The organism is Hydrogenophaga crocea (assembly GCF_011388215.1).
Classification (GTDB): domain Bacteria; phylum Pseudomonadota; class Gammaproteobacteria; order Burkholderiales; family Burkholderiaceae_C; genus Hydrogenophaga; species Hydrogenophaga crocea.
The window spans coordinates 281,272-298,145 of record NZ_CP049989.1; the positions used below are offsets into that span (position 1 = coordinate 281,272).

Genomic DNA, 16,874 nt, shown 5'->3' on the forward strand with positions numbered 1-16,874 from the left:
GCGGCGGATGTCGAGCAGTCGCTGCTAGCTGCTCTCTTTGAGCCGCTGCATGGCCTCGCGGCCCCCGTCTTGCGACCCCGAGTCTTCCAGCTGTGCGTCGATCCGCATCTGCAAGGCGGCGCACTCGGCTTCCGATTTGTTCAGCCGTCTGTGCTGCCGTTGTTCGGCCGGGGTCAGGAATTCGTGGCTCGTGAACAGCCCGCCGTTGGCCTGGAAGGCCACGTTCCAGAAGTCGCACATCGCCTCATCGAGGTGCTGGCGCCAGTCGGCGGGCAGATGCCCCGAGTCGCCGACGCGCCGGGCGAGCCGTTCAAGCCCGTCCACCAGCCGCCCGAGCTGGGCGATCGAGCGGTCGTCGAGGCCCTGGCGTTCGCCGGGCGCCAGATCGATCACGCTCAAGCGGTCGGGGACACCGGCGCCGTCGCCCTCCGTGAAGATCAGGTTGGTCCAGTTGTTGCTGCCGCAGCCGTCGGGGGCCAGATGGTCGTGCAGGCCCACCAGGGGCCCCACCACGAGCGTGCCGCCGATCGCGCGGCCGATCGCCGGGTTCGCCAGCAAGGCGGCGCGCTGGTCCCGCGGCGCGTCGCTGATGGACACGCCGCGGATGGCCTCCTGCCGCACGACCACGCCACCCACCTCGAGCGACGACTGGATCTTCTGCAGGGGGCCCAGGCGATCGGGTGAGGCCCTGGCGGTCTTCAGGCGTTGCACCTGTCGCGGGGAGGGTGCGTCGGACACGTGGTGGCCGAAGCCAAACGGCAGGGCCTGCGCGGCGGTGCTGGCCAGGTGGTCGAGCGCGCCATAGACCTGCAAGGTGGCTCTGGCTTGCGCCGGGTCTTCGACCTTGACGATCTCGTCGACGCGCACCGCTTGCCGTTTCGGCTCGGCCACCTGGAAGGCGGGCGGGCTCTTGGGGTCGCCGGCGTCACGGTGGATGCGCGGGATGCGGGGCGGGTCGTCGGGCGCCCGGCGCGCGCGCGGGGCTTGCAGCAAGGGGCCGGATTCGGAGGACCCGACGAGGCTGGACGCATCGGATGCATCGGACACATCGGACCCATCGGATGTGTCGGAGGCCGACCGCTCGGCCGCGCGCGCCGGTGGCTGGGCGCGCGCCTTGGCAAACGCTCTGCGTCTGCAGCAGCTGGGTGCTCACGATCAGGGCGCCGCCGGCGCCGTTCTTGGACAGGGTTGCGGTCTGCGCGGGTTTGGCGGCCAGATCGCCCCGGAGTTGCTCGCGCACCGCTTCGCGGTGCTGCTCGTAGGCCGTCACGGCGTCCACGCGGGACCATTCGAGGCAGAGCTCCTGTCGCAAGAGCTGCAGGTAGCGCCGGGTGTGTGATCGTTCCTCGAACGTTGGCACCACCGCGTCGATGCCCGCGATCTGGCGCTTGAGCTCGGCGTGGCAGGCCTGGCGCTCGGCGGCGCTTGCCGGCACCGGCTCCCGGCCGCGTGGGGTGGACAAAGCGCTGCTGGCCGCGCAGAACTGGCGGAAGACGCGCTTGACGGTGCGCGGATCGGGGTCGTTGCTGCCCAGGGTGCGCAACAACGCTTCGCGGTGGCGCTGGGCGCGTGCCTGGCGGTACGCGTGCAGCTCGGTGCGGTAACGCAAGCGGTCGGTCAGGGCCAGCAGCCTGCTGGGCCGGCTCGCCGGGGCCGGCACCAGCCCGCGCGCGGCCTGCAGGGGGTGCAAAGGCGGCCCGTGCGGCACGGGCGCTGCCCTGGCGCGGCGGGGGGCCGACGGATGGAGGCTGTTGGGTTTCATCGCGGAGCCGATCGGGAACCTGGGATCGTTCTGGGTTACTTGCTCGACACCCCGGTTCCGCGGCCCGCCGCCCTGCGGCCATGGCCTAGGCCCATCCCACGCCTGCGGTGGCGCGGCGAAGGCCGGCGCGGCATAGTGCGGGGTTCCCGTCCATTCCCTCAGGAGGCTCCCATGAAGAACAACCCCGTCGGCTGGTTCGAGATCTACGTGCAGGACATGCCGCGCGCCCGCGCCTTCTACGAGGCCGTGTTCCAGGGCGCGCTGAGCCCGCTGGCCAACCCCGAGGGCGATGCATCGGGCACCGAGATGTGGGCCTTTCCCTCGGGCATGGACACCTACGGCTCGCCCGGCGCGCTCGTGAAGATGCCCGGCTACCCCTCGGGCAGCGGCGGCACGCTGGTGTACTTCTCGTGCGCGGATTGCGCCCAGGAGGCCGGCCGCGCCGCTGCGCACGGTGGCAAGGTCTTCAAGGACAAGTTCTCCATCGGTCCGTACGGCTTCGTCGCACTGGTGACCGACACCGAAGGCAACCTGATCGGGCTGCATTCCATGGCCTGAGCGGCCTGCAGCCCCGGCGCGGCGTTCAGTCGAGCAGCGATCGCAGCACCGGCTGCTGGCTGCGGCGCAGCCGCGTGGTGCGCTGGAAGAACAGGCTGTTGGGAATGCGCAGGTGCGTCGGCTCCTGGCCGTCCACCGGGTCTTCGCGCAGCGTGGTGTAGATCAGGTTGATGTCCATCACCTCGCCGGCCAGGCCGGGTTTGTCGCCGCCTTCGAGCAACTCGATGTGGTCGTGCAGACCGAAGGGGCGCGAGGTGTAGATCAGCACCGCCGAGAAGATGTTGGACAGCACGCTCCAGGCCGCGAAGAAGGCCACGGCGCCCACGGCCACGAAGCCCGAGAACGCGGTCCAGATCACGGTGGCCGACACACCCACGCGGTCGAGGATCCACAGCAGCGCCGCGCCCACGAGCAGCAGTGTCACGAGGCGCTTGGTGCCCACGACCAGCTCGAGCGGCACCTGCTTGTCGGCGCTCACGCGCGAGATGAAGCGGTGCAGCAGCGAGCGCAGCAGCAGCATCAGCAGCACGATCAGCGCGATCTGCAGGCCGACGGTGATGAGTTCGATCCAGGGGAGGGCCCAGGCGGGCAGAACGGATTGCATGGGGAGGCGCATGGGGAAAGGCCGGCCGGGCCGGCGCGCGCAGGGCGCGGTCTGACAGACCCCGCATTGTGGCTTGGGCGGGACTACTGCCGGGGGTAGGCCTTTCGGATGCGGGTCGGTCCGGTGGCCTTGGCGGGGACCCAAGGCCCGTGTCATCACACATAAGTCACGACAGGTGGGTGCACCCGTCAACACTCCAACCCGTGAGGCTCTCCATGCCCATTCACCTTTATACGAACAAAAACCCGCACATCCCGACCCGCGATCTGCCTGGCGGCATGCCGGCCAAACTGGTCCGGGGCGCCAAGGACGTGCTGCAGCACGGCTTGCGCGTCGGCAAGGCCGTGGTTCTGCTGCCGCGCCACTTGAAACAGCAGATCTTCAATGGCGGTCCCAAGCGCTGGATCGATCCCAGCCGCAGACAGTTGCGCAAAGGGGTGCTGCAGCAGGCCAAGGCCGGAGAATTGAGGCGGCAGGCCTTGAAGGTCGAGAACGACCGTCTCGAAGCCGCGGCCAAGGCCGTCGGCCAGACCGAGAGCGCCCCGGCGGACCCCAAGTTCCAGGAGAAGGCCGAGCGCCTCAAGAAGTTGGGGCGCGATTTGAGCCAGCCCATGAGCGAGAGCAGCCCGAAGGACAGGGCTGAGAAGGCTCGCCTGGACCAGCGTCTGTTGAAGAAGGCCCGCAAGATCGAGGAGGCATACGCCATGCCTCGCGTGGCCGCCGAAGAAGCGCCCGATCAAGCAGCCCTGGAAGAGAACCACCGCAGAGTGAGCGTGGCGCTGGATGCCTACCAGGACGGCATCCAGGGGTTCGTCACTGACGAGAACCTCAAGGAGGCGGATTTTCACAAAGTCACCCGCCATGTGCTGAGGCTCATGGAAGCGCACGGCATGATCGAGTCAGCCCTGGTGCAGCAGTTCGACGCCCATTGCGCAGCGCGTGCGAGGGCCCCCGATGCGCAAGACCGCTTCAATCCAGCGCTGACCCGGGCGCTCGAAGAACATTCCCTCGTCCGCGCCAACGTCGGTCAGGCTTGGTATCGCGCTGGCTTGGTGCTTCCCGAGGTGGCGGATGCACCGAACACCGACACGTCTGGCAATCTGTTCACATCCGAGGCCATCAAGGCTTGGTACTCGACGCCAGCGAAGGCCGACAAAGCCTGAGCGGCCCTCACCCCCTCCCCAGCGCCTTCAGCACTTCCTCGGCCGTGGCCGGCGCGTCCATGGCCCCGGGCTGGCCGCCGGCGCGGGCCACCGCGTCGCGCAGCGCCTCGTACACGCTGATGGCCAGCATGAACGGCGGCTCGCCCACGGCCTTGCTGCCGTGCACGTTGTCTTCGCGGTTGGCCTCGGGCCACAGGTCCACGCGCCAGTGGGGCGGCAGGTCGCCCGCGGTGGGGATCTTGTAGGTGCTGGGCGCGTGGGTTTGCAGCTTGCCCTGGGCGTTCCACACCAGTTGCTCGGTGGTGAGCCAGCCCATGCCCTGGACGAAGCCGCCCTCGATCTGGCCGATGTCGAGCGCCGGGTTGATGCTGTGGCCCACGTCGTGCAGGATGTCCACTGCGAGCACGCGGCTCTCGCCGGTGAGCGTGTCGATCGCCACCTCGCTGCAGGCCGCGCCGTAGGCAAAGTAATAGAAGGGCCGGCCCTTCATCGTGGTCTTGTCGTAGTGGATCTTGGGCGTGCGGTAGAAGCCGTCGCTCCAGAGCTGGATGCGGTTGGCATAGGCCGCACCCACCACGTCCTCGAAGCGGCGCGTGGTCTTGGGGGTGTGGATCTCGCCGTGCGCGAAGCGCACCGCGCCCGCACCGCAGCCGTCGAGCCCGGCCACGAAGGCCGCGAGGTTGTCGCGCACGTGGCGCGCGGCGAACTGCGCAGCGCGGCCGTTGAGGTCGGTGCCACTGCTGGCCGCGGTGGCGCTCGCGTTGGGCACCTTGCTGGTGTCGGCCGCGGTGCAGAGCACACGCTCGCAGGGCACGCCGAGCTCGTCGGCCACGATCTGCGCCACCTTGGTGTTCAGGCCCTGGCCCATCTCGGTGCCGCCGTGGTTCACCATCACGCTGCCGTCGGTGTACACATGCACCAGCGCACCGGCCTGGTTGAACAGCGTGGCCGTGAAGCTGATGCCGAACTTCACCGGCGTGAGCGCCATGCCCTTCTTGATCACCGGGCTCTGGGCGTTGAAGGCGTCGATCGCGGCGCGGCGCTCGGCGTAGCGGCTGGTCTGCGCGAGCGTGGTCAACAGCGGCTCGAGGATGTTGTCTTCCACGCGCATGTCGTAGTGCGTGAGGTCGCGCTCGCCGATGCCGTAGAGGTTGCGCAGGCGCACCTGCAGCGGGTCCAGCCCCAGGTGGCGCGCGATGTCGCCCAGGATGCGCTCGATCGCGATCACGCCCTGCGGCCCGCCGAAGCCGCGGAAGGCGGTGTGGCTCTGGGTGTTCGTCTTGCAGCGGAACGAGTCGACCGCCACGTCTTCGAGGAAGTAGGCGTTGTCGCAGTGGAAGATGGCGCGGTCGGCCACCGGGCCCGAGAGGTCGGCGCTGAACCCGCAGTTGACCAGCATCTGCAGCTGCAGGCCGCAGAGTCGGCCGTCGTCGCCAAAGCCCACGCGGTACTGGTAGGCAAACGGGTGGCGCTTGCCGGTGATCATGAAATCGTCGTCGCGATCGAGCCGCAGCTTCACGGGCCGGCCCAGGTGGTTCGCGGCCACGGCCGCCCACACCGCGAGGTGGCCGGCCTGCGTTTCCTTGCCGCCGAAGCCGCCGCCCATGCGCCGGCATTCCACGGTCACCGCGTGGTTGGCGATGCCCAGCGCGTGCGACACCCAGTGCTGCACCTCGCCCGGGTGCTGGGTGCTGCTGTAGACCCACCACTGGTTCTGCTCGAGCGGCAGCACGTAGGCCACCTGGCCTTCGAGGTAGAAGTGTTCCTGGCCGCCGACCTCGAAGCCGCCTTCGAGCACGTGCTTCGCGCGCCGCAGCGCGGCCTGCGCATCGCCGCGCGCCACGTGCACCGGCGGCAGCACGTAGCTGCGCTGCTCGTGCGCCTCGTGCACCGTGAGCACGGGCGGCAGCGCCTCGATCCGGGGCGTGACGAGCCGGGCGGCGCGGCGCGCGGTCATCACGTCGTCGGCCACGATGAGGCCGATCACCTGGCCCATGAACTGCACCGTGTCGCGCGCGAACACCGGCTCGTCGTGCGCGAAGGCGGCCAGCACCGGGTCGCCGGGGATCTGCCCGGCGCCCACGAAGCCGCGCACGCCGGGCAGGGCCAGCGCGGCGCTGGTGTCCACGCCGAGCAGGCGGCCGTGCGCCACGGGCGAGCACACCGGCGCGGCGTGCAGGGTGCCGCGCACCTCGGGGATGTCGTCGATGTAGGGAGCGGCGCCGGCCACCTGGGCGCGCGCGCTCTCGTGGGCGCGCGACACGCCCGCGGCCGGGGTTTTCAGGGGCAGGGCTTCGGGGGCATTCATGCCAGGGCCTCCAGGTCGGGCGCGTCGAGCCGCAGCGCCGCCAGGCCCTGCTGGTCGTGCCAGAGCCGGCGCAGCAGGTTGCCCAGCACCGCGCGGCGGTAGTCGGCGCTCGCGCGCATGTCGCTGATGGGCTGGAACTCGGCGCGCAGCACGGCGGCCGCGGCCATCACGGTGTCGGCGTTCCAGGGCTGGCCGCGCAGCGCGGCCTCGGTCTGGCGCGCACGCACCGGCGTGGCGGCCACGCCGCCGGCGCCGATGGACGCTTCGCGCACCACGCCGCCGTCGATGTGCAGGCGCACGGCCAGGCAGACGGCGGAGATGTCGTCTTCGAAGCGCTTGCTGATTTTTTCGGCGCGCAGGAATTCGCCGGCCGTGGGGCGCGGCACCTTCACCCAGCACAGCAGCTCGTCGGGGCGCATCACGTTCTGGCGGTAGCCGCTGTACAGGTCTTCGAGTTGCAGCTCGCGGTGCGCGATGGCGCGGCGCTTCGCATCCCAGCGCATCAGCACCACGCTCGCGCCCAGCGCGATCAGCAGCGGCATGGAGTCGCCGATGGGCGAGCCGTTGGCCACGTTGCCACCCAGCGTGCCCGCGTTGCGCACCGGCAGGCCCGCGAAGCGGTGTGCGAAGGTGCCGAGCTGCGGACGCTCGGCCACCAGCGCGGCGTATGCGTCGGTGAGCGACACGCCGGCGCCGATGGCGATGTGGTGCGGGTAGGTCTCCACGCGGCGCAGCTCGGCCGCGCCGGTCACGTCGAGCAGTTCGGTGTAGGTCTTGTGCTGCTTGGTGATCCACAGGCCCACGTCGGTGGTGCCCGCGATCACCTGGGCCTGGGGCCGTGCGGCGCGCGCGCGCAGCAGGGCCTCGAGCGTGGCCGGGCGCTGGTAGCCGCCCTCGGGCGCCGGGCCCAGGGTGCGCAGGCCGCGCAGCACGGCCGCTTCGTCGAGCCGCAGTTCGGGCGGGCAGGGCAGGGCGCCCATGCGTTCGGCCGCGTCGAGGATGGGGCGGTAGCCGGTGCAGCGGCACAGGTTGCCCGAGAGCGCGGCCTGGGCCGTGGCGCGGTCCACCCCCTGGCCGCCGCCGGTGTTTTCGTACAGCGCGTACAGGCTCATCACGAAGCCCGGGGTGCAAAAGCCGCACTGGCTCGCGTGGCACTGCACCAGGGCTTCCTGCACCGGGTGCAGCGCGCCGCCGTCGCCGGCGAGGTCTTCCACGGTGAACACGGCCTGGCCCTGCACCGAGTGCGCGGTCTTGATGCAGGCGTTCACGGCCTTGAGCCGCAGCCGGCCTTCGACCGCCTCGCCCAGCACCACGGTGCAGGCGCCGCAGTCGCCCTCGCCGCAGCCTTCCTTGGTGCCGGTGCAGTGCAGGTCTTCGCGCAGCACCTGCAGCAGGGTGCGGTCGGTGGGCACGGCGGGCAGCGTCACGGGCTGGCCGCGGCGCCAGAAGCTGAGGGGTTGGCAGGCGGGGTGGCTCATGCGCGCCAGCATACTGGGGAGGGTTCAGGGCATCATATGGGTTTGCATATGTTGCCGATGCCCGCCCCACGATGCCACTGCGCCTGAGACCGTCATGAAATACGGCCCCATGTTCGATCGCATCGACCTGCACCTGATTCGCGTGCTGCACACCGTGCTCACCGAACGCAGCGTGTCGCGCTCGGCCATCAAGCTCGGCATGTACCAGCCCGCGGTGAGCGCCGCGCTCAAGAAGCTGCGCGAGCTCGCGGGCGACCCGCTGCTGGTGCGCTCGGGCGCCGGCATGGTGCCCACCGAGGCCGCGCTGCGCATGATCGAGCCGGCCGCGGCCATCCTGCGCAGCGCCGAGGTGCTGTTCTCCGACGCCCGCGCCTTCGACCCGGCCACCTCGCGCCACACCTTCAGCCTGGCCGCGAGCGACTACCTCGATCCGTTGTTCCTGCCGCAGTTGGTGACGCAGATCAAGGCCGCGGCGCCGCAGTGTGCGATCGACATCCACCCGCTCTCGGGCGACGCCGACTACCGCCACCACCTGGCCCAGGGCACGGTGGACGTGGTGATCGGCAACTGGCCGCAGCCGCCCGACGACCTGCACCTGGGCCGCCTCTTCGGCGACGAGGTGGTGTGCCTGGTGGCCAACCACCACCCCGCGGTGCGCCGCGGCTGGGACGAGGCGGCCTGGCTCGCGGCCGAGCACATCGCGCCCACACCCACCCACCCGGGCGCGCGCGGCTTCATCGACGACCACCTGGCCAGCCAGGGCCTGTCGCGGCGCATCAGCGCGCGCTGCCCGCACTTCGGGCTGATCCCGGCCATGGTGGCCGGCAGCTTGCTGGTGCTCACCACCGGCCGCCAGTACTGCGAGCGCTACACCGGCGTGCTGCCGCTCACCATCCTTGTCCCGCCCCTGAAGTTCCCCCGCATGATGTATTACCAGCTCTGGCACGAACGCACGCACGCCTCGAACGCGGCGCGCTGGCTGCGCGAGCAGATCAAGTCCGTCGCCGCCTCGCTGCGCGCGTCGCCCGCCCCCCGCGCTGCCGAGGCCGCATGACGAATTCCCCCACCCCCCGCCTGCAACTGGAAGGCATCACCAAGCGCTACCCCGGCGTGGTCGCCAACAACGGTGTCTCGCTCACCGTGCAGCCTGGCGAGATCCACGCCGTGCTGGGCGAGAACGGCGCGGGCAAGTCCACGCTGATGAAGATAATCTACGGCGCGGTCAAGCCCGACGAGGGCAGCGTGCTGTTCAACGGCCAGCCCGCGCAGGTGCGCAACCCGCAGGCCGCGCGCGCGCTGGGCATCAGCATGGTGTTCCAGCACTTCAGCCTGTTCGACACGCTCACCGTGGCCGAGAACGTGTGGCTGGGCCTGGACAAGAGCCTGTCGCTGGCCGAGGTCGCGGCCCGCATCCGCGCCAAGGGCAACGAGTACGGCCTGCCGATCGACCCCGAGCGCCCGGTGCACACGCTGTCGGTGGGCGAGATGCAGCGCGTGGAGATCATCCGCGCGCTGCTCACCCAGCCGCAGCTGCTGATCCTCGACGAGCCGACCTCGGTGCTCACGCCGCAGGCGGTGGAGAAGCTGTTCGGCACGCTGAGCCAGCTCGCGCGCGAGGGCTGCAGCATCCTCTACATCAGCCACAAGCTGCACGAGATCCGCGCGCTGTGCACCGCCTGCACGGTGCTGCGCGGCGGCCAGGTCACGGGCGTGTGCGACCCGCGCGAAGAAAGCAACGCCTCGCTCTCGCGGCTGATGATCGGCGCCGAGCCGCCCGAGCTCGAACACCGGCCGCTGCACGCGGGCGCGCCCGTGCTGCAGGTGCGCGGCCTCACGCTGGCCAGCGACGACCCCTTCGGCACCGCGCTGGCGGACGTTGCCCTCACCGTGCGCGCGGGTGAGGTGGTGGGCATCGCGGGCGTGTCGGGCAACGGCCAGGGCGAGCTGCTGCGCGCGCTCTCGGGCGAAGACATGCGTGCCCCCGCCGGCAGCGTGCAGATGACCGCGGCCGGCGATGGCGCCGCCGCGCAGGACGTGTCGCGCCTGCCGCCGGCGCGCCGGCGCGCGCTCGGTCTGCACTTCGTGCCCGAGGAGCGCCTGGGCCGCGGCGCCGTGCCCACGCTGTCGCTCGCGCAGAACCTGCTGCTGTCGCGGCGCGACGCGGTGGGCGCGCTCGGCTGGGTGCGCGTGGGCGCGCTCAAGCGCCAGGCGCAGGACATCATCGAGCGCTACAAGGTCAAGGCCAACGGGCCCAACGCGGCGGCCAAGTCGCTGTCGGGCGGCAACCTGCAGAAGTTCATTGTGGGCCGCGAGATCGAGGCGAAACCGCGGCTGCTGATCGTGAGCCAGCCCACCTGGGGCGTGGACGTGGGCGCGGCCGCGCAGATCCGCGGCGAGATGCTGGCGCTGCGCGACGCCGGCTGCGCGGTGCTGGTGGTGAGCGAGGAGCTCGAGGAGCTGTTCGAGATCTGCGACCGCCTGCACGTGATCGCCAAGGGGCGCCTGTCGCCCAGCCTGGACCGCGCCGACGCCACGGTGGAGCGCATCGGCGAATGGATGTCGGGCCTGTGGGACGCCGACCAGAACAACAACCAGGAGACCGCCCATGCTGCGGCTTGAAGTCCGGCCCCAGCCTTCGGCGCTGTGGGGCTACGCGTCGCCGCTGCTGGCGCTGCTCATCACGGTGCTGATCGGCATCGCGCTGTTCGAGGTGCTGGGCAAGGACCCGGTGCGCGGCCTGCAGGTGTTCTTCTGGGAGCCCATCAAGAGCGGCTACGCGATCTCCGAGCTGCTGGTGAAGGCCACGCCGCTGCTCATCATCGCGCTCGGCCTGGCGGTGTGTTTCCGCTCCAACGTGTGGAACATCGGCGCCGAGGGTCAGTACATCATCGGCGCGATCTTCGCGGGCGGCGTGGCGCTCATGGCCGACAAGACCACCGGTGCGTGGATCGTGCCCGCGGTGATCCTCGCGGGCATGGTGGGCGGCATGCTGTGGGCGGGCCTGACGGCGCTGCTGCGCGACCGCTTCAACGCCAACGAGATCCTGGTGAGCCTGATGCTGGTCTACGTGGCGGTGCAGGTGCTCAATTACCTGGTCTACGGCCCCTGGAAAGACCCGGGCGGCTACAACTTCCCGCAGACCAAGACCTTCGAGCGCGTCGCACAGATGCCGCGCCTCATGGACGGCTCGCGCGTGAACATCGGCCTGCTGTTCGCGCTGCTGGGCGTGGCCGGCGTGTGGCTGTTCCTGTTCCGCACCGTGTCGGGCTACGCGCAGATCGTGGGCGGGCTGGCGCCGATGGCCTCTCGCTACGCGGGCTTTTCCTCGCGCAAGGCGCTGTGGGTGGCGCTGCTGGTATCGGGCGGCGCGGCCGGCCTGGCGGGCGCCTTCGAGGTGGCCGGCCCGATCGGCCAGCTCACGCCCTACGTGCCCGCGGGCTACGGCTTCGCGGCCATCATCGTGGCCTTCGTGGGGCGGCTGCACCCGGTGGGCATCGTGTTCTCGGCCCTGCTCATGAGCATGTTCTATATCGGCGGGGAGCTCGCGCAGTCGCGCCTGGGCCTGCCCAAATCGATCACCGGTGTGTTCCAGGGCCTGCTGTTGTTTTCGCTGCTGGCCTGCGACACGCTGATCGCGTACCGCGTGCGCTGGAAGAAGGGTTGAGCATGGAACCGTTTGCACTGCTGCTGGCCGCCACGCTCAATGCGGGCACCGTGCTGGCCATCGCCTCGCTGGGCCTGCTCATCAACGAGAAGGCCGGCATCGTCAACCTGGGCGCCGAGGGCATGATGCTGTGCGCCGCGCTCGCGGGCTTCGCCACCGTGGTGCACACCGGCAGCACCTGGCTGGGCTTTGCCGCGGGCATGGGCGCGGGCGCGCTGCTTGCGGCCGTCTTCGGCGTGCTGGTGATCTGGCTCAACACCAACCAGTACGCCACCGGCCTGGCGCTGAGCCTGTTCGGCGGTGGCTTCTCGGCCTTTGCGGGCGCGCGCTACGTGCAGGAGACCCTGCCCGAGCAGGTGCGCTGGGCCATCCCGGGCCTGGCCGATCTGCCCTTTTTCGGCGCCGCGTTCTTCCGCCACCACCCCATGGTCTACGCCTGCGTGGGCATCGCGCTCGGGCTGATCTGGTTCCTGTACCGCACGCGCGCCGGCCTGGTGCTGCGCAGCGTGGGCGAAAGCCCCGAATCGGCGCACGCGCTGGGCTACCCGGTGCGGCGCATCCGCCTCATGGCGGTGATGGCGGGCGGCGCGCTCTGCGGCCTCGCGGGGGCCTATGTGTCCACCGTGTACACGCCGCTCTGGGTCGAGGGCATGATCGCCGGCAAGGGCTGGATCGCGCTCGCGCTCACCACCTTCGCCACCTGGCGGCCCGCGCGCGTGCTGCTCGGGGCCTACCTGTTCGGCGGCGTCACCATGCTGCAGTTCCACCTGCAGGCCATCGGCGTGCAGGTGCCCAGCCAGTTCCTCACCATGCTGCCCTACGTGGCGACCATCGTGGTGCTGGTGCTGATCTCGCGCAACCCGACCTGGATCCGCGTGAACATGCCTTCCTCCATCGGGAAGCCGTTCTATCCCGGTTCATAATTTGCTTTGCTTCCGATACCCCCCACCCCTCCGAGACACCCGAGGACATCCATGACCGACCTGAACAAGAGATCCCTGATGAAGGCCGTGGCGCTGAGCGCCGTGGCCGGTGCCGTGCTGATCGGCTGTGGCAAGAAGGAAGAGGCCGCCGCGCCCGCCGCCCCGGCGCCCGCGCCAGCCGCGGCCGCCAAGCCCGAGCCGCTGAAGATCGCGTTCGCCTACGTGGGCCCGGTGGGCGACGGCGGCTGGACCTTCGCGCACGACAACGGCCGCAAGGCGCTCGAAGCCGAGTTCGGCGACAAGATCAAGACCAGCTTCGTCGAGAGCGTGCCCGAGAGCGCCGACGCCGAGCGCGTGATCCGCGACATGGCGTCCAACGGCAACAAGCTGATCTTCGGCACCACCTTCGGCTACATGGAGCCCATGCTCAAGGTCGCGGCCGACTTCAAGGACGTGAAGTTCGAGCACGCCACCGGCTACAAGACCGCCGAGAACATGCGCACCTACGACAGCCGCACCTATGAAGGCGCGTACATGGCGGGCGTGATCGCGGGCGCGATGACCAAGAGCAACACCCTGGGCGTGGTCGCTTCCATCCCCATCCCCGAGGTGATCCGCAACATCAACAGCTTCACGCTGGGTGCGCAATCGGTGAACCCCAAGGTCAAGACCAAGGTGGTGTGGGTCAACGGCTGGTTCGACCCGCCGAAGGAAACCGAAGCCGCGACCTCGCTGCTCAACGGCGGCGCCGACGTGCTGTTCCAGAACACCGACTCGTCGGCCGTGCTGCAGACCGCCGAGAAGGCCGGCAAGCGCGCCTTCGGCTGGGACTCCGACATGACCGCCTACGGCCCCAAGGCCCACCTGGGTTCGGCCGTGATCAACTGGGGTCCGTACTACATCAAGGCCACCAAGGACGCGCTGGAAGGCACCTGGAGCACGGGCGGCGTGTGGTGGGGCCACAAAGAGGGCGCGATCGACATGGTTTCGATCGCCGACGACGTGCCCGCCGAGGTCAAGGCCAAGATCGACACCATCAAGGCCGGCCTCAAGGACGGCAGCTTCCACCCCTGGACCGGCCCGATCGTGGACCAGTCGGGCAAGGAAGTGCTGGCCAAGGGCGCCAAGGCCGATGACGCCTTCCTGGGCGGCATCAAGTTCTACGTCAAGGGCGTGGAAGGCAAGGTCCCGCAGTAAAAGGGGCTTCCTGCCGCGTTGCAAGAAAGCTGCCTTCGGGCAGCTTTTTTTGTTGGAATGTGCCCATGCTCGAAAAACAACTCTGGCACCCCGTGCTCGACGCGCACGCGCTGCGCGACGCGCCGATCGCGGTGACCTTGCTCGGCGAGCCGCTGGTGCTGTGGCGCGACCACGGTGCGGTGCACGCCTGGGCCGACCGCTGCCCGCACCGCGGGGCGCGGCTCTCGCTGGGTCGCGTGCTCACCACGGTGAACGGGCCGCGGCTCGAATGCCCGTACCACGGCTGGCAGTTCGCCGGCGGCGCGGCCGCGGGCCAGTGCCAGCACGTGCCCGCCGCGCCCGATTTCCGCCCGCCCGCGGGCCATGCCGCGCAGGTGTTCGAGGCCTGCGAGCGGCACGGCCTGGTGTGGGTGCGGCTGCAGGCCGGCGCCGACGCGGCCCTGGCCGAGCCGCCCGCGTTCCCCGAGGCCGACGACCCCGCCTGGCGGCGTGTGGTGTGCGGGCCCTATGCCGTGGCCACCAGCGCACCTCGCCTGGTCGAGAACTTCCTCGACCTGAGCCACTTCGGCTTCGTGCACGAAGGCTGGCTGGGCGAGCGCGGCCACGCCCAGGTGCAGACCGGCCAGGTCACCGAAGGCGCGCAGGGCCTGCGCGTGGTCCAGGCGCGCGCCTGGCAGCCGCGCGCCTATGCCGAGGCCGAGGGCGGCGCCTGGATCGACTACACCTACGCCGTGCCGCACCCCTTCGCGGCCGTGCTGCGCAAGGAGGCGCGCGAGGGCGACCCGGTGCGCAACGCCATTGCGCTGTTCATCCGCCCCGATGGCGATGGGGCGTGCACCGCCTGGTTCGTCATGGCCACGCACAACGACCCCGCGAGCGCCGAGTCCCTGGTGGCTTTCCAGGACGCGGTCTTCGCGCAGGACCGCCCGGTGGTCGAGTCGCAGCAACCCAAGGCCCTGCCCATCGGCCGCACCGCGCCCGTCACCGAGGTGCATGGCCCGGCCGATCGCGTGAGCAGCGCCTACCGCCGTTACCTGCAACGCCTGGGCATCGCCCTGGGCACCCTTTGAGCACACCCATGACCCCCGCCGAACTCGCCGCCCGCCTGCCCAAGGCCGAACTGCACATCCACATCGAAGGCTCGCTCGAACCCGAGCTGATCTTCGCGCTCGCGCAGCGCAACAGCGTGGCGCTGCCCTATGCCAGCGTGGACGCGCTGCGCCAGGCCTATGCCTTCACCGACCTGCAGAGCTTTCTCGACATCTACTACGCGGGCGCGAGCGTGCTGCTGCACGAGGCCGACTTCTTCGACATGGCCTGGGCCTACCTGCAGCGCGCGCACGCCGACCACGTGATCCACGCCGAGATCTTCTTCGACCCGCAGACCCACACCGCGCGCGGTGTGGACATCGGCGTGGTGATCGCGGGCCTGCGGCGCGCCTGCGACAAGGCGCAGGCCGAGTTCGGCATGACGAGCGCGCTGATCCTGTGCTTCCTGCGCCACCTCAGCGAAGCAGACGCCTTCGCCACGCTGGAGGCCGCGCTGCCTTACCGCGGGCACTTCATCGGCGTGGGCCTCGATTCGAGCGAGGTCGGCCACCCGCCGTCCAAGTTCTCGCGCGTGTTCGCGCGCTGCCGCGAGCTGGGCCTGCGCATCGTCGCGCACGCGGGCGAAGAGGGCCCGCCGGCCTACATCCGGGAAGCGCTGGACGATCTCCGGGCCGAGCGCATCGACCACGGCGTGCGCAGCCTCGAAGACCCGGCGCTGGTGGCCGAGCTCGCGCGCCGGCGCACGCCGCTCACCGTGTGCCCGCTGTCCAACCTCAAGCTCTGCGTGGTGAACGACCTGCGCGAGCACCCGATGAAGCGCCTGCTCGACGCCGGCCTGTGCGCCACCGTCAACAGCGACGACCCGGCCTACTTCGGCGGCTACCTCAACGCCAACTTCGTGCAGACGGTGCAGGCGCTGGACCTCTCGCGCGAGCAGGTGATCACCCTGGCCCGCAACAGCTTCGAAGCCAGCTTCATCGATGACGCGACGCGGGCAAGCTACTTGGCGCGGGTGGAGGCACTGGCTGGCTGATCGCCGCCGCGTGCGCCGAGGCGGGCGCGATTGGGGTTTGACGCAAATCAGCAACGGGCGCTGTCCGCGGCCTAGATTGGGCGCGTCTGCATTCGATCCCGGAGCCCCGCGATGCGTCGTCCATCCGACTTGCTGATCATGTGCTGTTGCGTGCTGCTGCTTTCCTGTGGCGGCGACGGCGGCCTTCCGTACACACCGCCTGCGCCCACGGGCTGGGTGAGCATCGACCCGCCCGCGGTGAGCGCCACCGTCTGCAACGAGGTGCTGCTCTCGGGTGAGGCCTTCATCAGCCCGACCTTCTGGCACTGCTGCGGCGGCACGGCTGCGGAGATGACGGCGGTGACGGTGACCTGGCGCAACGACACCACGGGCGCGACCGGTACGGCCAGCCAGACCGTGCAGACCGGGCTGCTGGTGCCGCTCTACGATCACCGGTGGACGGCCACCGTGCCGCTGCAGATGGGCACCAACCGCGTGACCGTGACCGCCACCGGTCCCGCCGGCCTGAGCGGCACGGCCCAGGCGTCGATCGACAAGACGGGTCCGTCGTTCACGCTCTCGGGACGGGTCATCACCGACGATGGTGCGTGGGGCATCGGCGAGCTTGAAAGCGGCGTCCGCGTGGACCTGAGCGGTCCGGTGGGCGCCACTGGCCGACCCGCCAGCGGCAGCGCGCAAGGCGGCTACACCGTGAGCTGCCTGCCACCCGGTCAGTACACCGCCACACCAGCGTCCGGCGCGCTGCCCTTCGGCTTCCAGCCCGCCGCGCGCACGGTGAACATCGTGGCCGCCGACGTGACGGGCGTCGACTTCGAGGCACCCGCGCACCGCCTGTCCGGGCGCGTGAGCTGGGCATCCAGCGGACTGCCGAGCACTGCCGAGTGGATGACGCTTGGCGGTGGCACCTCACCGCTGGTGCGCGCGGTCAACGCGCAAGGCGAATACGGCCTCGTGGTGCCCGATGGCACGTATACGGTGGCCCCGTCCGACCCCTTGTGCCCCGGCTGCGCCTACGTTCCGGCGCTGCGCAATGTGAACGTGCTCGGGGTCGATGTGGGCGGACTCGACTTCCTGCGTCAGTGAAGGCCTGAACACCGTTCGCCTACAATTCGCGCCGCGCGAGCCGGTGCTTCC

At 70.3% G+C, this 16,874-nt stretch carries 15 protein-coding genes; 10 read left to right on the forward strand and 5 right to left on the reverse strand.

Going from position 1 to position 16,874, the window contains the following annotated elements; all coding sequences use genetic code 11:
- Positions 1 to 24 precede the first annotated feature (24 nt).
- Both G9Q37_RS01310 and G9Q37_RS01315 read right to left on the reverse strand, forming a co-directional pair.
- Complete coding sequence (locus G9Q37_RS01310) at positions 25 to 993, reverse strand: hypothetical protein (RefSeq protein ID WP_166223413.1); 969 nt, start codon at positions 991 to 993, stop codon at positions 25 to 27.
- A complete protein-coding gene (locus G9Q37_RS01315; protein ID WP_166223416.1) occupies positions 926 to 1,762 on the reverse strand; it encodes a hypothetical protein in 837 nt (278 codons plus the stop codon). The genes G9Q37_RS01310 and G9Q37_RS01315 overlap by 68 nt, the downstream gene beginning before the upstream one ends.
- 171 nt (positions 1,763 to 1,933) lie before the next feature.
- On the opposite strand from G9Q37_RS01315, the gene G9Q37_RS01320 reads away from it, so the two are divergent.
- Positions 1,934 to 2,320, forward strand: coding sequence for a VOC family protein (locus G9Q37_RS01320; protein ID WP_166223419.1), 387 nt, complete (start codon positions 1,934 to 1,936; stop codon positions 2,318 to 2,320).
- Between the two features lie 25 nt (positions 2,321 to 2,345).
- Here G9Q37_RS01320 and G9Q37_RS01325 read toward each other — a convergent pair whose 3' ends face one another.
- A complete protein-coding gene (locus G9Q37_RS01325) occupies positions 2,346 to 2,924 on the reverse strand; it encodes a mechanosensitive ion channel domain-containing protein (RefSeq protein ID WP_205710706.1) in 579 nt (192 codons plus the stop codon).
- A 215-nt stretch (positions 2,925 to 3,139) separates the two neighbouring features.
- Here G9Q37_RS01325 and G9Q37_RS01330 point away from each other — a divergent pair, with 215 nt between their 5' ends.
- Positions 3,140 to 4,087 carry a hypothetical protein gene (locus tag G9Q37_RS01330; RefSeq protein WP_166223425.1) on the forward strand — a complete coding sequence of 316 codons (948 nt, stop codon included), beginning with the start codon at positions 3,140 to 3,142 and terminating at the stop codon, positions 4,085 to 4,087.
- A 7-nt stretch (positions 4,088 to 4,094) separates the two neighbouring features.
- On the opposite strand, the gene xdhB is transcribed toward G9Q37_RS01330, so the two are convergent.
- Together xdhB and xdhA are read right to left on the reverse strand one after the other, a co-directional pair.
- Complete coding sequence (gene xdhB / locus G9Q37_RS01335) at positions 4,095 to 6,395, reverse strand: xanthine dehydrogenase molybdopterin binding subunit (RefSeq protein ID WP_166223428.1); 2,301 nt, start codon at positions 6,393 to 6,395, stop codon at positions 4,095 to 4,097.
- The gene (gene xdhA / locus G9Q37_RS01340) at positions 6,392 to 7,873 is read right to left on the reverse strand and encodes a xanthine dehydrogenase small subunit (RefSeq protein WP_166223431.1); all 1,482 of its coding nucleotides are present in this window, start codon (positions 7,871 to 7,873) and stop codon (positions 6,392 to 6,394) included. Before xdhA ends, xdhB begins: the two co-directional genes overlap by 4 nt.
- Positions 7,874 to 7,967: 94 nt before the next feature.
- Here xdhA and G9Q37_RS01345 point away from each other — a divergent pair, with 94 nt between their 5' ends.
- The 8 genes from G9Q37_RS01345 (at position 7,968) to G9Q37_RS01380 (ending at position 16,823) form a co-directional block, all read left to right on the forward strand.
- The gene (locus tag G9Q37_RS01345) at positions 7,968 to 8,927 is read left to right on the forward strand and encodes a LysR family transcriptional regulator (protein ID WP_166223434.1); all 960 of its coding nucleotides are present in this window, start codon (positions 7,968 to 7,970) and stop codon (positions 8,925 to 8,927) included.
- Positions 8,924 to 10,492 carry an ABC transporter ATP-binding protein gene (locus G9Q37_RS01350; RefSeq protein ID WP_166223437.1) on the forward strand — a complete coding sequence of 523 codons (1,569 nt, stop codon included), beginning with the start codon at positions 8,924 to 8,926 and terminating at the stop codon, positions 10,490 to 10,492. The genes G9Q37_RS01345 and G9Q37_RS01350 overlap by 4 nt, the downstream gene beginning before the upstream one ends.
- The gene (locus G9Q37_RS01355) at positions 10,479 to 11,537 is read left to right on the forward strand and encodes an ABC transporter permease (protein WP_166223441.1); all 1,059 of its coding nucleotides are present in this window, start codon (positions 10,479 to 10,481) and stop codon (positions 11,535 to 11,537) included. The genes G9Q37_RS01350 and G9Q37_RS01355 overlap by 14 nt, the downstream gene beginning before the upstream one ends.
- A gap of 2 nt (positions 11,538 to 11,539) precedes the next feature.
- On the forward strand, positions 11,540 to 12,460 hold the full coding sequence (locus tag G9Q37_RS01360) for an ABC transporter permease (protein ID WP_166223444.1): 921 nt from the start codon (positions 11,540 to 11,542) through the stop codon (positions 12,458 to 12,460).
- Between the two features lie 51 nt (positions 12,461 to 12,511).
- Complete coding sequence (locus G9Q37_RS01365) at positions 12,512 to 13,657, forward strand: BMP family ABC transporter substrate-binding protein (RefSeq protein WP_166223447.1); 1,146 nt, start codon at positions 12,512 to 12,514, stop codon at positions 13,655 to 13,657.
- A 65-nt stretch (positions 13,658 to 13,722) separates the two neighbouring features.
- The gene (locus G9Q37_RS01370; protein ID WP_166223450.1) at positions 13,723 to 14,727 is read left to right on the forward strand and encodes an aromatic ring-hydroxylating oxygenase subunit alpha; all 1,005 of its coding nucleotides are present in this window, start codon (positions 13,723 to 13,725) and stop codon (positions 14,725 to 14,727) included.
- 8 nt (positions 14,728 to 14,735) lie between these two features.
- A complete protein-coding gene (locus tag G9Q37_RS01375) occupies positions 14,736 to 15,740 on the forward strand; it encodes an adenosine deaminase (RefSeq protein WP_166223453.1) in 1,005 nt (334 codons plus the stop codon).
- 111 nt (positions 15,741 to 15,851) lie between these two features.
- Positions 15,852 to 16,823 carry a carboxypeptidase-like regulatory domain-containing protein gene (locus tag G9Q37_RS01380; RefSeq protein WP_166223456.1) on the forward strand — a complete coding sequence of 324 codons (972 nt, stop codon included), beginning with the start codon at positions 15,852 to 15,854 and terminating at the stop codon, positions 16,821 to 16,823.
- The last annotated feature ends 51 nt before the right edge of the window (positions 16,824 to 16,874 follow it).

What these genes read in the sequence shown, in the direction of transcription:
- G9Q37_RS01355 (WP_166223441.1), top strand. Translation starts at nt 10,479, where the DNA reads ATGCTGCGGCTTGAAGTCCGGCCCCAGCCTTCGGCGCTGTGGGGCTAC.
- G9Q37_RS01375 (WP_166223453.1), top strand. Translation starts at nt 14,736, where the DNA reads ATGACCCCCGCCGAACTCGCCGCCCGCCTGCCCAAGGCCGAACTGCAC.
- xdhB (WP_166223428.1), bottom strand. Translation starts at nt 6,395, where the DNA reads ATGAATGCCCCCGAAGCCCTGCCCCTGAAAACCCCGGCCGCGGGCGTG.
- G9Q37_RS01360 (WP_166223444.1), top strand. Translation starts at nt 11,540, where the DNA reads ATGGAACCGTTTGCACTGCTGCTGGCCGCCACGCTCAATGCGGGCACC.
- G9Q37_RS01325 (WP_205710706.1), bottom strand. Translation starts at nt 2,924, where the DNA reads ATGCAATCCGTTCTGCCCGCCTGGGCCCTCCCCTGGATCGAACTCATC.
- G9Q37_RS01345 (WP_166223434.1), top strand. Translation starts at nt 7,968, where the DNA reads ATGAAATACGGCCCCATGTTCGATCGCATCGACCTGCACCTGATTCGC.
- xdhA (WP_166223431.1), bottom strand. Translation starts at nt 7,873, where the DNA reads ATGAGCCACCCCGCCTGCCAACCCCTCAGCTTCTGGCGCCGCGGCCAG.
- G9Q37_RS01350 (WP_166223437.1), top strand. Translation starts at nt 8,924, where the DNA reads ATGACGAATTCCCCCACCCCCCGCCTGCAACTGGAAGGCATCACCAAG.
- G9Q37_RS01365 (WP_166223447.1), top strand. Translation starts at nt 12,512, where the DNA reads ATGACCGACCTGAACAAGAGATCCCTGATGAAGGCCGTGGCGCTGAGC.
- G9Q37_RS01330 (WP_166223425.1), top strand. Translation starts at nt 3,140, where the DNA reads ATGCCCATTCACCTTTATACGAACAAAAACCCGCACATCCCGACCCGC.
- G9Q37_RS01380 (WP_166223456.1), top strand. Translation starts at nt 15,852, where the DNA reads ATGCGTCGTCCATCCGACTTGCTGATCATGTGCTGTTGCGTGCTGCTG.
- G9Q37_RS01320 (WP_166223419.1), top strand. Translation starts at nt 1,934, where the DNA reads ATGAAGAACAACCCCGTCGGCTGGTTCGAGATCTACGTGCAGGACATG.
- G9Q37_RS01315 (WP_166223416.1), bottom strand. Translation starts at nt 1,762, where the DNA reads ATGAAACCCAACAGCCTCCATCCGTCGGCCCCCCGCCGCGCCAGGGCA.
- G9Q37_RS01370 (WP_166223450.1), top strand. Translation starts at nt 13,723, where the DNA reads ATGCTCGAAAAACAACTCTGGCACCCCGTGCTCGACGCGCACGCGCTG.